Origin of the sequence: Microbacterium sp. M, assembly GCF_045181065.1 — a bacterium.
Lineage (GTDB): Bacteria > Actinomycetota > Actinomycetes > Actinomycetales > Microbacteriaceae > Microbacterium.
Genome location: NZ_CP173721.1, coordinates 1,509,128 through 1,522,234, shown reverse-complemented (window position 1 = coordinate 1,522,234; position 13,107 = coordinate 1,509,128). Strand labels below are relative to the sequence as shown.

The following is a 13,107-nucleotide window of genomic DNA, read 5'->3' as shown; positions in this document are numbered from 1 at the left end:
TCAGCCGCTGACTTCAGGGGTGATGATCGGAATCGCCTGAGTCACCGCCTCGAGACCGGACAGGCGTGCCGGCGACAACTGCTTGGTGACTTCATCGCGCGTCATGAGCTCCGCCTCGACGACGAGGTCGGCGACGTTGCGGTTCGTGAGCAGCGCGGTCTTGGCCAGCGCCGCGGCCGCCGCGTAGCCGATGAACGGCGTGAGCGCCGTGATCACACCGACCGACGCCCCCACCATCGCCCCGAGACGGTCGGTGTTCGCGGTGATGCCGTCGACGCAGTTGACGCGCAGCGTCCACATCGCCTGACGCATCCAGGTGATCGACTGGAAGATCGAGTGCGCGATCACCGGCTCGAACGCGTTCAGCTGGAGCTGCCCGCCCTCGACCGCCATCGTCACCGTGGCGTCGGCGCCGACGACCGAGAACGCGACCTGATTGACGACCTCGGGGATGACCGGGTTCACCTTGCCGGGCATGATGCTGGATCCGGCCTGCTTGGGCGGAAGGTTGATCTCGCCGAATCCGGCCTGCGGACCCGAGGACAGCAGACGCAGGTCGTTGCAGATCTTGGACAGCTTGATGGCGTTGCGCTTGAGCGACGAGGAGAACGACATGAACGCACCGGTGTCGCTGGTGGACTCCACCAGGTCGGTCGCGGTCGACAGGTCCAGCTCCGTGATCGCTCGCAGATGCTTGATCACAGACGGCGCATAGTCGGGGTGGGTCGTGATCCCCGTGCCGATCGCCGTGGCGCCCATGTTGACCTCGAACATCAGAGACGCGTTCTCGGTCAGTCGGCTGTGGTCCTCGCCGAGGGTCGTGGCGAAGCCGTGGAACTCCTGGCCGAGCGTCATGGGCACGGCATCCTGCAGCTGCGTGCGGCCGACCTTGAGGACGCCGTGGAACTCCCCTGCCTTCGCGAGGAACGAACGCCGCAGCAGATCCAACTCCTCGAGCAGCGAGCGCAGCGTCAGCGACAGGCCGACCTTGATGGCGGTCGGGTACACGTCGTTCGTGGACTGGCTGCGGTTCGTGTGGTCGATCGGCGACAGGAACGCGTAGTCGCCCTTGGCGCGGCCGGCCATCTCGAGCGCGATGTTGGTGATGACCTCGTTCGCGTTCATGTTGGTCGACGTACCGGCGCCGCCCTGGATCACACCGACGGTGAACTGCTCGTGGAACTCGCCGTCGATCACCCGCTGCGCTGCGGCATCGATGAGATCCGCCCGCTCGGCGTCGAGCACGCCGATCTCCTTGTTGGCGCGTGCACTCGCCTGCTTCACCATCGCGAGCGCCCTGATGAGATCCGGATAGACGGAGATCGGCCGCTTGCTGATCGGGAAGTTCGCGTCGGCACGGGCCGTGTGGATGCCCCAATAGGCCTCCGCAGGAATCTCCATGCTGCCGAGCGAATCGGTCTCGGTACGGGTCAGGGCAGGCGCGTCAGCGGCCATGTGTCACATCCTCGTGGGTCGTGGCTGAGTGAGAAGCGGGGGATGCTCCCAGTCTAGTCGGCTGCACTGCGCCATCCCGGCTTCCGGGAGAACGCCTCCAGCCGCTGGCCGGGCGACAGCACCGCCATGCTCTCCAACCAGGCCTCGGAGAAGATGTCTGCGGTCTCGGCATCCGTCACCGGCACCACGGTGTGCGTGATCGTGTCGTCGTGGACATGCACCAGTTGGAACGACTGCGCGGCATCCATTCCGTTGACATCCGGTGCAGGGCGCGCGACGTTCATGGTGTAGCAGGTGGCCGAGGCGACGCTCACCGGGACGCCGGCGAAGGTGCCGTGCGACGAGTAGTGCAGATGCCCCGCCAGGATGCCGCGGACATCCGTGTCGCGGATCACGGCCGCGAGTTCGTCCTGGTGACGCAGCTCGAGGATGTCGAACAGCGGCAGGTGGCTGGGCAACGGCGGATGATGCATCGCCAGCAGCGTGCCGTGCGGCAACGGCGTGCTCAGCTGCTCCTTCAGCCAGGCGAGCTGCGCCTCGTCGAGGTCGCCGTGATGCCAACCGGGCACCGAGGTGTCCAGTGCGATCAGCCGCAGACCGTCGAGATCCCAGACGCCCGTGACGGGATCCTCCGTGGCCGCGGCATCCAGAAGCTCCCGCCGCAGCACCGGACGCTCGTCGTGGTTGCCTGCGACCCAGACGACAGGGGCGCCGAGGTCGTCGGCCAGCGGTTCGACGGCGTCACGCAACCGCCGATAGGCGTCGGGCTCGCCGAGGTCGGTGAGGTCGCCGGTGACGACGATCGCGGACGGCGCAGGATGCACCGCACGGATCGCGTCGAGCGTGCGAGCGAAAGTCTGCTCGACGTCGAAGCGGTCGGCCAGCTGCGCACCTCCGGCGAGGAAGTGCGGATCGCTGACGTGGATGATCGTGTGCGACGCCGGCTGATGGCGACCGAAGACGTAGGGGCCAGGCATGGGCCCAGCCTACGTCGAGGTCAGTGGCCGATGACGATGAGCAGGATGCCGGCGACCACGGCCGCGGCGCACATCGCGAAGCAGGCGTACGCGCCGATCAGGGCGAGACGTTTCTGGCCGTCCGTCAGCGGGCTCTTCTTCGCCGCCTTGGCCGCCTGCTTCTCCGCGCGCTTGAGCTCCTTCTCGCCGATCACGGTGATCGCGTCGGTGAACTCGGCGGGGCTGACGACGGGGGCGTGACCGCTGCGGACCAGCAGGCGCAGCCCGGTCGCGTAGAACGTGACGATCGCCACGGCGCCGATGAGCGCCGCCACGAACACCTGGAGGAAGGCGAGCCAATCGATGGAGACGCTCATTCGCTCTTCTCCTTGGTCGTGGTGGCCTGCTTCTGCTTCTTGTTCGCCTTGGCACTCGCCTTGGCATCCGCTTTGGCCTTCTGACGCGCCTTCGCCTCGGCGCGTGCCTGGTCGATGCGCTGCTGCCGGCGCGTCGGCGGCGGCGTGTCGGGGAGTTCGACCACGTGACCGGACTCGGCGACGTCACTCATCGCATTCGCGGACGTGACCGCGTTGCGACGCGAACGGAGGAAGAGCGCGAGGATGATCACGACCGCGAGCACGGCATCGATCGCGACTCCCCAGGGTCCGAGCCAGACGACCAGCAGTGCGGCGAGCGCGCCGACAGCGCCGGCGGCCGGAAGAGTCAGCAGCCAGCCGATCGCGATGCGACCGGCGGTCCGCCAGCGCACGGTGGAGCCGCGACGACCGAGTCCGGAGCCGATCACCGATCCGGAGGCGACCTGGGTGGTGGACAGTGCGAAGCCGAGGGCGCTGGAGGCGAGGATGGTCGCGGCGGTCGAGCTCTCGGCGGAGAAGCCCTGCGCCGGCTTGACGTCGGTGAGGCCCTTGCCCAGCGTGCGGATGATCCGCCAGCCTCCGAGGTAGGTGCCGAGTGCGATCGTGAACGCACACGCGACGATCACCCAGAATTCGGGCTCGTGGTGGTCGGCGGACTGCCACCCGATGGTGATCAGCGCGAGCGTGATCACGCCCATCGTCTTCTGCGCGTCGTTCGTGCCGTGCGCGAGAGCGACCAATGACGAGGTGAAGATCTGGCCCCAGCGGAAGCCGTCGCGGCCATCGGGCTTGTTGTCGTACCGCCGCGTGATCGTGTACGCGATCTTGGTCGCGGCGAAGGCGATGATGCCCGCCGTCAACGGGGCGATGAGCGCGGGAAGAACGATCTTGGACAGCACCATGCCGAAATCGATCGCGCCGAGACCTGCGCCGACCAGGGTCGCGCCGATCAGGCCGCCGAACAGGGCGTGCGAGGAGCTGGAGGGAAGACCCAGCAGCCACGTGAGCATGTTCCAGGTGATCGCGCCGATGAGTCCGGCGAAGATCAGCGCGAGGAAGAGCTCGGCGCCGGATTCCATGATCGCGTCTTCTCTGATGATCCCGCCGGAGATCGTCTTGGACACCTCCGTGGACAGGAAGGCGCCGACCAGATTGAGCACGGCGGCCAGGAGGACAGCGGTCTTGGGCTTGAGAGCACCGGTGGCGATGGGAGTGGCCATCGCATTCGCGGTGTCGTGGAAGCCGTTCGTGAAGTCGAAGAAGAGTGCCAGCAGGATCACCAGCACGACGATGAGGGCTGCGGTTTCCACCGTTCGCTTTCGGTCGTTCGGGAAGAGGGAGGTGTCGACGTGATCGACGTGGTGAACGAAGAGTTCACCGTGGGTTTTACTTCCGTTTGCCGGCCCCCGAGAATCCTCCCACCGTCGTCGGCGCCGGTCAACTCGACCTCGGCTAACGTGGGAACGGTGACCGACGCCCCCGCCGCAGCCCGCCGCTCCCATGTCCGCAGCCATCACGGTGATGTGTTCGACGATCCGTACGAGTGGCTCCGCGACAAGGACGCCCCCGAGGTGATCGGTCATCTCGAGGCGGAGAACGCGTACACCGACGAGGCGACCTCGCACCTCGAAGGGCTGCGCGAGCGGATCTTCGAGGAGATCAAGGGCCGCGTCCAGGAGACCGACCTGTCCGTGCCGACCCGCCGCGGCGACTGGTGGTACTACAGCCGTACCGAGGAAGGCGCTCAGTACGGCATCCACTGCCGTGCCGCAGCGGAACCGGACGACTGGACTCCCCCGGTGCTCGAAGCGGGCGTGCCGGTACCGGGCGAACAGATCCTGCTCGACGGCAATGCCGAGGCCGAAGGTCACGAGTTCTTCGCGCTCGGCGCCTTCGACACCTCGGACGACGCCACGAAGCTGCTGTGGTCGACCGACTTCGACGGCGACGAGCTCTACACCGTGCACGTGCGCGACCTCACCACCGGCGAGACGTCCGCCGACGAGATCCCGAACACGTCGGGCGCGTTCTTCACGCCGGACGGCACCGGCATCCTGTACACGACGCGCGACGACGCGTGGCGCCCCGACACTCTGTGGCTGCACCGAATCGGCACTCCTGTGGCGGACGACGTGAAGCTCTTCCACGAGCCCGACGAGAAGTTCTGGCTCGGCGCCGGCATCACCCGCAGCCGGAAGTACCTCGTGATCGGCGTCGGGTCGAGCATCACCAGCGAGGAGTATCTTCTCGACCTGTCCGGCGATCTCACCGCCGAACCGCAACTCATCTGGCCGCGCCGCGAGGGCGTCGAGTACTCGATCGACCACGCCGTCGTGGACGGTGAGGATCGCCTCCTCATCCTGCACAACGACGACGCCCTCGACTTCGAGCTCGTGTCCGTCTCGGCATCCGCCCCGCTCTCGGAACGGCACGTGGTCATCCCGCACGAGCCAGGACGGCGTCTGCTGGGCATGGACGCCTTCCGCGATTTCGCGACGGTGGAGTACCGCCGCGACGGAACCGAACGGGTCGGTCTGCTCGACTATGCGACGGATGCCGTCGACGAGCTGTACTTCGACGAGCCCCTCTACTCGGCCGGCGTCAGCGGGAACCCGGAGTGGCATTCGCCGTTCCTCCGCCTCGGATACGGGTCGTTCGTCACACCAGGAACCGTGTACGACCTCGAGCTGAGCACCCGCGACCTCGTCGTGCGCAAGCAGCAGCCGGTGCTCGGCGGATACGACCCTGCCGAATACGGGCAGGAGCGGGCGTGGGCCACGGCATCCGACGGCACGAAGGTGCCGATCTCACTGGTGTGGAAGCGATCCTTCGGCGCGCCGGGCGACGCCCCGAGACCGCTGCACCTGTATGGCTACGGGTCCTACGAGCACTCGATCGACCCGGGGTTCTCCATTGCACGACTGAGCGAACTCGACCGCGGCGTCGTCTTCGCGGTCGCCCACGTGCGCGGCGGCGGCGAGATGGGCCGGCAGTGGTATGAGGACGGCAAGCTGCGGCACAAGCGCAACACGTTCACGGACTTCGTCGCATGTGCCGAGCATCTCGTGTCGACGGGCGTCACCACGCCGGAGCGGATGGTCGCCGAGGGCGGCAGTGCCGGCGGGCTGCTCATGGGCGCCGTGGCGAATCTCGCACCGGAGCTGTTCGGCGGCATCCTCGCAGCAGTGCCGTTCGTGGATGCACTGACGACGATCCTGGACCCCTCGCTGCCGCTGACGGTCATCGAGTGGGACGAATGGGGCGACCCGCTCCACGATGCCGACGTGTACGCGTACATGAAGTCGTACAGCCCGTACGAGAACGTGCGCGAAGGCGTGCGCTACCCGCGGATCCTTGCGATGACATCGCTCAACGACTCGCGCGTGGCCTACGTGGAGCCGGCGAAATGGGTCGCGAGGCTCCGCGAGGCGGGTGCCGCGGACGTGTTGATGAAGTGCGAGATGGTCGCAGGCCACGGCGGCGTCAGCGGCCGGTACAACTCGTGGCGCGAGCGCGCCTTCGAGCTCGCCTGGATGCTGGACGTGCTGGGGCTGGCCGAGTAGCGCTCATTCCGTGTCGGCGCCGTCCGCCTGTCCTGCGGCGTTCGGTCACAACGGTCACAGCTGGGGCGGCGTCCGCGATGGCGAAGCCGCCCGAAGTGTGACCGAACGCACCGGGGCTCAACCCCGATTGAATCAGCCGAAGAGGGCAGCGGCCTCGTCGTAGCGGTAGCGCGGCACCGTGTTCAGCTCGCCGAGCGCGTCGGCGAACGGCACCCGAACGATGTCGGTGCCCTGCATGGCTACCATCTGACCCCAGGCGCCTTCCATGATCGCGTCGGCTGCGTGGAGCCCGAGACGCGTCGCCAGGACGCGATCGAACGCGGACGGCGAGCCGCCGCGCTGGATGTGTCCGAGGATCGTCGCACGCGTCTCGATGCCGGTGATGCGCTCGATCTCGGGGGCCAGCTGATCGCCGATGCCACCGAGCCGGGGCCGGTTGAACGCGTCGAGGCCCTTGTCGCTGAAGGCCTCATCCATGCCCTTGAGCTTGAAGCCCTCGGACACGACGACCAGCGGCGCGCGGCCGCGGTCGTGAGCGCTGGTGACCAGCTCGGCGATCTCGTCGATCGACATCGGCACCTCGGGGATGCAGATGACGTGCGCACCGGCCGCCATGCCGGCATGAAGGGCGATCCAGCCGACGTGCCGGCCCATGACCTCCGCGACCATGCAGCGCTGGTGCGAGTCGCCGGTGGTGCGCAGGCGGTCCATGGCGTCGGTCGCGATGTTCAGTGCGGTGTCGAAGCCGAACGAGTAGTCGGTCGCCTGCAGGTCGTTGTCGATGGTCTTCGGCACGCCGAGCACCTTGATGCCGTCCTTGGACAGGCGGTCGGCCGCGGCCAGCGTGCCCTCGCCGCCGATCGCGATGATGCCGTCGATCTTGTGCCCGTAAAGGGTCTTGGCGATGTTCTCCGCGCCGCCGCGCTCCCCCTCGTAGGGGTTGGTGCGGCTGGTGCCGAGGATCGTGCCGCCCACCTTGGACAGGCCCTTCACCTCGTGCCGGGTGAGAGGCATGAAGTCGCCCTCGACGACGCCGCGCCACCCGTCGCGGATGCCGACGAACTCGAGGTCGTACGATGTGGTGCCCTTGAGCACGATGCCGCGGATGACCGCGTTGAGGCCGGGGCAGTCGCCGCCTGATGTGAGGATGCCGATCTTCATGCTGCTGCCTTCACTCGTTCGGGTGGGAGAGGGTGGACGAGGCGACGCTGCCTGCGATCGACACTAGTGCCGATGACGCCTTCGGCGCCATTCGAGGCGACGAAAACAGCGGTTCTTACGACCCCCGGAACACAATCTCGACGATCTTCGCGCGCTCGCGGCCGAATCGGTCGCGAGCGCGCGCAAGAAGCGTCGATCTTTAGCGCCTATTCGCCGCCCAGCGCCTGCCGCAGCAGGTGCATGAGCGCCGCCAGCTGCACGGACTCGCTCGCCGTCTCCGTCACGGCCTCGCCGTCCAGTGCACGAGCGGCAAGCCCCTGCTTCTGGTCGATGAGTTCGGCGATCTTCGTGTCGATCGTGTGCGCCGCGATGATGCGCCACGCGGTGACCGGCTCGTCCTGACCGATGCGGTGCACGCGATCGATCGCCTGCGTCTGCTCGGCAGCGGTCCAGCTGAGCTCGGCCAGCACGACGTTCGACGCCGCCTGCAGGTTGAGCCCGACGCCGGCCGCGGTCAACGAGCAGACGGCGATGCCGACGCTCTCATCCTCGTTGAAGGCGTCGATGGCCTGCTGACGCGCCGGAGTCGTCTGGTCGCCACGGATCGAGACGTATCGGATGCCGGATGCCGCGAAGTGCGCCTCGGCCTGATCCATGACGTCGATGTGCTTGGCGAAGAACACGACCTTGCCGACCGAGCGCTGCAGCTGGGCGGCGTAGTCCGCAGCCAGCTGCGCCTTCGCCTGACCGATCTTGCGGACCATCGTGAAGACGTTGTCTCCCCCGGTGCCCGCAGCCCTGGACTCCTCGAGCTCGCCGTTGGCGACCAGCCGGACGATGTCCTCGTCGATCTCGCCGTCGGCCAGGCCCCGGTCGCCCCGCGACTGGATGATGCGGCGGTACTTGGCCGCCAGGCGCTCGCCGAGCTCGCGCTCCGCCTGTCGGATGCTGCGGCCGTACTCGTCGTCCAGCTGAACCGGCAGATCGGCGATGAGCTTGTCCGGCAGATCGGCGGCGACGTCCTTCTTCTTGCGTCGGACGATGCCCATCGAGATGACGGCGTCGCGCGCTTCGGCGTAGAACGCCTTGTCGGCCGGTGTGAGCCCCGTCGCGTCGAGCTTCTCCATGAGCTCGGATCCGGGCTTGTCGCCCGTCGTCCAGCCCAGGAACCGCCAGATCGCGTCGAAGTCCTCGACGTCGTTGATCAGCGGTGTTCCCGTCAGCGCCATCATGAGCGGGTTGCCACCCGGCGTCTGGGCGCGCACACGCGAGGCCAGCGCCAGGACGTTCTGCGAGCGCTGCGAGGTGAGGTTCTTGATGAAGTGCGCCTCGTCGACGACCATGCCGCGCAGCCCGATCGAGCCGAGCCAGGACAGATGGCGGTCGAGGATCTCGTAATTCACGATGAAGACGTCGGCGAACGCATCGATGTCGGTGCCGTCGCCCTGGATGACGGTCGCACGGCGCTGGGGCGTCCAGCGCTCGACCTCGCGCGCCCAGTTCATCTTCACGACGTTCGGCACCACGACCAGCAACGGGTACGCGCCGGCGACGGAGGCGGCGAGCACGGACTGCGCGGTCTTGCCGAGGCCGGGTTCATCCGCCAGCAGGAAGCTGCGATGGCCGGCCTTGACCGCCTCGAGGAAGCGCGACTGGTGCACCATGACCTCGAGTCCCTTCGGGGACACGTGGTCGAACTCGGGCGTCGGCGGGAGGTCCATCGTCGCGGACGCGCCGCCGGCGCCGGTCTCGAACGCCTTGTAGAGCGGCCCCATCAGTTCCCAGCCGTCCAGGCGACGGCGTGGAGTCGATGCGGCACGCGGCGTCAGGTCGGGTGCGAGGAACGGGTTGGCGAGCTGTCGCGCTTCCACCGAGGGCGGCGTCACCTGACGCTCCGCCGCGGCGGCCGAGACCACCGGCGACTGCGCCGCGGGGGCGATGTCGGTGATGACCAGCTCTTCCGGCGCGAGCTCGGCACCGGACTCGAGCAACCAGTCCCTGCGCATCCGCTTGGCGACGGGACTCGTGGCCGAATCCACTTCCAGGAGCTGGATCAGCGACGTGTCGCGTGCCGCCGTCTTGGCGAGGATCGTCGCGACCCCGTCCAGGCGCTTGAGCAGCTCTGCACGAGCCGAGTCGGCGATCTCGGCATCCGCCTTCACTCTGGCGCGCTCCTCGCGCACCAGGAAGGCGATCACCTGGAACTTGACCCGATTGGTCGGGCCGAGCTTTCCTCGCTGCGCCTTCGCCTCCACCTCGCGGACCTTGCGCGCGAGGATCGGGATCAGCGGTGCCTCGTCGTCTCGACGGGACGTCTTCCTGCGCCGCGTAGCGGCGGTTGCCGTAGTCGGCATGCTCCTCCTGAGCGTGAATCGCCGGAGTGCCGCAGACGGCCTCCGAGCCGTTCTCGATGTCCGCGTGTGGCGCCAGCCAGGACCGTGCGGACGGGGTGATACCCGACTCCCCCGCGTTCGTCACATCGAACGCGCTGCGGAGCCTGGGGCCATTTTACGCCATCGTCGCCCCGGCTGGCGCCGAAGCGCTCCGACCGGCGCGGCGCATCGCGAACAGCGCGACCACGATGACGGCGGCGAAGGTCACTGACAGCGCGGCGAGGGCGAACCAATTGGCATCCAGCGCCAGGACGATCCCCGCCGAGCTGACGGTGATCCCGGCCGCAGCGAGCTTGCCGCCGAACTTGAGCCCCTGGGCGGCGCCGAGGCGGCCTGGTAGGGACTGTCCCCGCGCCAGCAACAGATCCGCGAACGCGTCCAGGGCAGCGAGCAGCGCGGCGGCGTATGCCATCGCGCATCCCAGGGCTCCCCAGAGATTCGGCGACTTGGGCACCTCTGCCGCCACGATCTGCCACAGTTCCACGCGCTCATGCTAGGGGCAGGACCCCTGCCCGCGGAAGAGCCTGTCTCAGCGCTGCACGGCCAGCAGCTCGCGCGCAGCCTCGACGTCGGCGCCGATCTGCACTTTGAGCTTCTCGATGCCCTCGAACGCGACCATCCCGCGCAGGCGATGCGCGAACTGCACCGTCACGTCATGCCCGTACAGATCCAGAGCCGTCTCGTCGAGCACGTGCGCCTCGACCTGACGACGCGGGACGTCGTCGAAGGTCGGGTTCGTCCCGACCGAGACGGCGGCAGGATGCCGGATGCCGGTGTCATGATCGACCAGCCACCCGGCGTAGATGCCGTCCGCGGGGACGAGCGCATCCACGACGTCGGACAGATTGGCCGTCGGGAATCCCAGCTCGCGCCCGCGCTTGAGGCCGTGCACCACTTCGCCTCGCACGTCCGGTGCCCGCCCGAGCAGTTCGGCGGCCTGTTCGACGGCGCCATCGGCCAGCAGCTCGCGGATCCAACTGGAGGACACCCGGCGATCGGAGCCGGGCAGGAAGACGTCGTCGACGACATCGACTGTGAAACCGAGCTCGGGCCCGAGCTCGCGCAGCAGCTGCGGAGTTCCCGCCCCACCGCGCCCGAAACGGAAGTCGCGCCCGACCAGGATCGTGGAGGCGTTCAGTGCGTCCACGAGGATCTGCCGCACGAAGTCGACGGCGTCGAGTCCGGCCAGCTCCTCATCGAAGCGCAGCACGAGCACGGCATCCAATCCGAGTTCGCCCAGAAGCTCGAGCTTGCGTTCGGTGCTCACGACGTTCTCCGGGCACCGGTCGGGGCGAAGCACCGCGAGCGGGTTGCGGTCGAACGTCACGGCGACCGAGCGGGCTCCGGCGGCCTCGGCATCCTCGAGCAGACGGGCGATGACCGCGCGGTGCCCGGTGTGGACGCCGTCGAACTTGCCGATCGCGACGACGGACGCACCGAAGTCATCGGGTACCTCCGACGGGTCGCGGAAGATGATCATCCCTCGACCTCGCCCGGTCGATGCGCACGCAGCCACCAGAGGCCGAAAACGGGCAGCACGAGCGGGATGAACAGGTAGCCGCGGCCGTACAGCGACCAGACGGTCTCGTGCTGGAAGAGCTCGGGAGAGAGCAGGCTCAGAGTCCCTACGATCAGCACGCCGGCGAGTTCGAACACGATCGCGATCCACGCGATCGTGTACCACCCGCGGCGGTTCGAGAGCACCAGCGCCAGGGTCGCCAGGATGTACACGACCGCGGCGACAGCGGAGAGCGCATAACTCAGCGGAGCCTCGTCGAAGCGCTGCACGATCTGGACGAAGCTTCGTCCGGTGGCGGCGAGCGCCATCACGGCGTAGACGATCACGAGGACGCGGCCGACGCCGGTCATCCTGGTGCGGGTGGCGGTGGTGGTCATAGCGCCTTCCAGTTTAGGCGCGCGATTCACGCGACCTGCACGGTCCAGATGACCTGCATGCGCCACGCCATGATCGCGACGGCCAGCGCCACCGCCCCGAGGATGACCGTGCTCCACCGGCTGCGCTCCATGAGCGCCCAGATCGCGCCACCGATCGGCAGCAGGACCGCGGAGACCAGGTAGACCCAGAACTCCAGCAGGTCACCGGTCGGCGGATTGCCGACGAACGGAGCCACGATGGCGATCACGACCTGCACGATCAGCAGCAGTTCGACGATCGCCAGGCTTCCCACCGTGTAGTCGCTCGGTCGGCGCCCGATGAGGCCGGCGACGATGCAGAAGAGACCTGCGGCCACCGCGACGGCGATCTGCAGGATCGTGAACCACAGGATCATCGCGCTTCCTCCGGCATGTTCATCGCGCTCTTGAGGTCTGCTCCGCGGCGTTCGACGATGCCGACGAGCGCGCCGTCGGGGTCGACGGCCGCAGCGGGGAACGAGTCCACCCTGGACGCCTGGCCTGCGAGTCGCTTGCCGTGACGGAGATCTCGGGCCTCGTCGAGGGAGACATCGAGTCGAGTGAGCACGCGCGAGGCGGCTTCGGCCGGAGCGATGGTCGCAGCGCCGACGAGGTCATCCGTCGACACGGAGTCCGCGACATCGAAGGGGCCGATCCGGGTCCGCCGCAGCACCGTCAGGTGACCGCCGACGCCGAGTTCCGCACCGAGATCGCGTGCCAGTGCACGGATGTACGTACCGGACGAGCAGTCCACCACGACGTCGAGATCGATCGACCCGGCGCTCTCGCGCCGCTCCAGCACGGTGAATCGCGAGACCGTGACCTCCCGTGCCTTGAGCTCGACGGTCTCCCCTGCTCTGACGCGGTCGTACGCGCGGCGTCCGTCGACCTTGATCGCCGACACCGCGCTCGGCACCTGCGAGATGGCACCGGTCAGGCCGGCGACGCCCGCGGCGATCCGTTCGTCCGTGACCGCGGCGATGGCCGCGGCATCCCCGACTGCCGTGACCTCGCCCTCGGCGTCGTCGGTCGTCGTCGTCTGGCCGAGCCGGATGGTCGCCGTGTAGGTCTTGTCTGCGCCGACGATGTAGGTGAGCAGTCTGGTCGCCCCCTCGATGCCGAGGACCAGCAGACCCGTCGCCATGGGATCGAGCGTCCCTGCGTGCCCGATCTTGCGGGTGCCGAACGCCCGCCGGGTGCGTGCCACGACGTCATGACTGGTGATACCGCCCGGCTTGTCGACGAGCAGGATGCCGGGAGAGACCATTCCCCCAGCCTAAGCCGTGTC

12 protein-coding genes are annotated in these 13,107 nt (G+C 68.0%); 1 reads left to right on the top strand and 11 read right to left on the bottom strand.

The features are described 5' to 3' along the window. From ACI7YT_RS07185 to ACI7YT_RS07170, 4 genes are read right to left on the bottom strand one after another with little or no spacing between them, the layout of a single operon-like run. Entirely contained in the window at nucleotides 1-1,455 is a 1,455-nt protein-coding gene (locus tag ACI7YT_RS07185) for an aspartate ammonia-lyase (RefSeq protein WP_406249827.1), read from the bottom strand. A 53-nt stretch (nucleotides 1,456-1,508) separates the two neighbouring features. Further along, nucleotides 1,509-2,432 (bottom strand): metallophosphoesterase, encoded by a 924-nt coding sequence (locus ACI7YT_RS07180; RefSeq protein WP_406249825.1) that lies wholly within the window; start codon nucleotides 2,430-2,432, stop codon nucleotides 1,509-1,511. 20 nt (nucleotides 2,433-2,452) lie between these two features. Further along, on the bottom strand, nucleotides 2,453-2,788 hold the full coding sequence (locus ACI7YT_RS07175; RefSeq protein ID WP_406249824.1) for a peptidase: 336 nt from the start codon (nucleotides 2,786-2,788) through the stop codon (nucleotides 2,453-2,455). Continuing rightward, nucleotides 2,785-4,098 (bottom strand): anion permease, encoded by a 1,314-nt coding sequence (locus ACI7YT_RS07170; protein WP_406249823.1) that lies wholly within the window; start codon nucleotides 4,096-4,098, stop codon nucleotides 2,785-2,787. The genes ACI7YT_RS07175 and ACI7YT_RS07170 overlap by 4 nt, the downstream gene beginning before the upstream one ends. Before the next feature lie 156 nt (nucleotides 4,099-4,254). Between ACI7YT_RS07170 and ACI7YT_RS07165 the strand changes: the two genes are divergently transcribed. Continuing rightward, nucleotides 4,255-6,351, top strand: a complete 2,097-nt coding sequence (locus ACI7YT_RS07165; protein ID WP_406249822.1) for a S9 family peptidase — start codon at nucleotides 4,255-4,257, stop codon at nucleotides 6,349-6,351. 132 nt (nucleotides 6,352-6,483) lie between these two features. On the opposite strand, the gene ACI7YT_RS07160 is transcribed toward ACI7YT_RS07165, so the two are convergent. The 7 genes from ACI7YT_RS07160 to truB all read right to left on the bottom strand — a co-directional run bounded on the left by ACI7YT_RS07160 (nucleotide 6,484) and on the right by truB (nucleotide 13,086). Then, entirely contained in the window at nucleotides 6,484-7,512 is a 1,029-nt protein-coding gene (locus ACI7YT_RS07160) for a 6-phosphofructokinase (protein ID WP_406249821.1), read from the bottom strand. 206 nt (nucleotides 7,513-7,718) lie between these two features. Next, nucleotides 7,719-9,866, bottom strand: coding sequence for a DEAD/DEAH box helicase (locus ACI7YT_RS07155; protein WP_406249819.1), 2,148 nt, complete (start codon nucleotides 9,864-9,866; stop codon nucleotides 7,719-7,721). A 154-nt stretch (nucleotides 9,867-10,020) separates the two neighbouring features. Further along, nucleotides 10,021-10,389 (bottom strand): hypothetical protein, encoded by a 369-nt coding sequence (locus ACI7YT_RS07150; protein ID WP_406249817.1) that lies wholly within the window; start codon nucleotides 10,387-10,389, stop codon nucleotides 10,021-10,023. A 45-nt stretch (nucleotides 10,390-10,434) separates the two neighbouring features. Then, nucleotides 10,435-11,385, bottom strand: coding sequence for a bifunctional riboflavin kinase/FAD synthetase (locus ACI7YT_RS07145; RefSeq protein WP_406249816.1), 951 nt, complete (start codon nucleotides 11,383-11,385; stop codon nucleotides 10,435-10,437). After that, the gene (locus ACI7YT_RS07140) at nucleotides 11,382-11,801 is read right to left on the bottom strand and encodes a hypothetical protein (RefSeq protein WP_406249815.1); all 420 of its coding nucleotides are present in this window, start codon (nucleotides 11,799-11,801) and stop codon (nucleotides 11,382-11,384) included. The genes ACI7YT_RS07145 and ACI7YT_RS07140 overlap by 4 nt, the downstream gene beginning before the upstream one ends. A 26-nt stretch (nucleotides 11,802-11,827) precedes the next feature. Next, on the bottom strand, nucleotides 11,828-12,196 hold the full coding sequence (locus tag ACI7YT_RS07135) for a hypothetical protein (protein WP_406249813.1): 369 nt from the start codon (nucleotides 12,194-12,196) through the stop codon (nucleotides 11,828-11,830). Next, the gene (truB, locus tag ACI7YT_RS07130; protein WP_406249811.1) at nucleotides 12,193-13,086 is read right to left on the bottom strand and encodes a tRNA pseudouridine(55) synthase TruB; all 894 of its coding nucleotides are present in this window, start codon (nucleotides 13,084-13,086) and stop codon (nucleotides 12,193-12,195) included. Before truB ends, ACI7YT_RS07135 begins: the two co-directional genes overlap by 4 nt. Nucleotides 13,087-13,107 lie beyond the last annotated feature (21 nt).

Coding starts and splice junctions, on each gene's coding strand:
- truB (WP_406249811.1), bottom strand. CDS start 13,086: ATGGTCTCTCCCGGCATCCTGCTCGTCGACAAGCCGGGCGGTATCACC.
- ACI7YT_RS07135 (WP_406249813.1), bottom strand. CDS start 12,196: ATGATCCTGTGGTTCACGATCCTGCAGATCGCCGTCGCGGTGGCCGCA.
- ACI7YT_RS07180 (WP_406249825.1), bottom strand. CDS start 2,432: ATGCCTGGCCCCTACGTCTTCGGTCGCCATCAGCCGGCGTCGCACACG.
- ACI7YT_RS07140 (WP_406249815.1), bottom strand. CDS start 11,801: ATGACCACCACCGCCACCCGCACCAGGATGACCGGCGTCGGCCGCGTC.
- ACI7YT_RS07175 (WP_406249824.1), bottom strand. CDS start 2,788: ATGAGCGTCTCCATCGATTGGCTCGCCTTCCTCCAGGTGTTCGTGGCG.
- ACI7YT_RS07160 (WP_406249821.1), bottom strand. CDS start 7,512: ATGAAGATCGGCATCCTCACATCAGGCGGCGACTGCCCCGGCCTCAAC.
- ACI7YT_RS07155 (WP_406249819.1), bottom strand. CDS start 9,866: ATGCCGACTACGGCAACCGCCGCTACGCGGCGCAGGAAGACGTCCCGT.
- ACI7YT_RS07185 (WP_406249827.1), bottom strand. CDS start 1,455: ATGGCCGCTGACGCGCCTGCCCTGACCCGTACCGAGACCGATTCGCTC.
- ACI7YT_RS07145 (WP_406249816.1), bottom strand. CDS start 11,385: ATGATCATCTTCCGCGACCCGTCGGAGGTACCCGATGACTTCGGTGCG.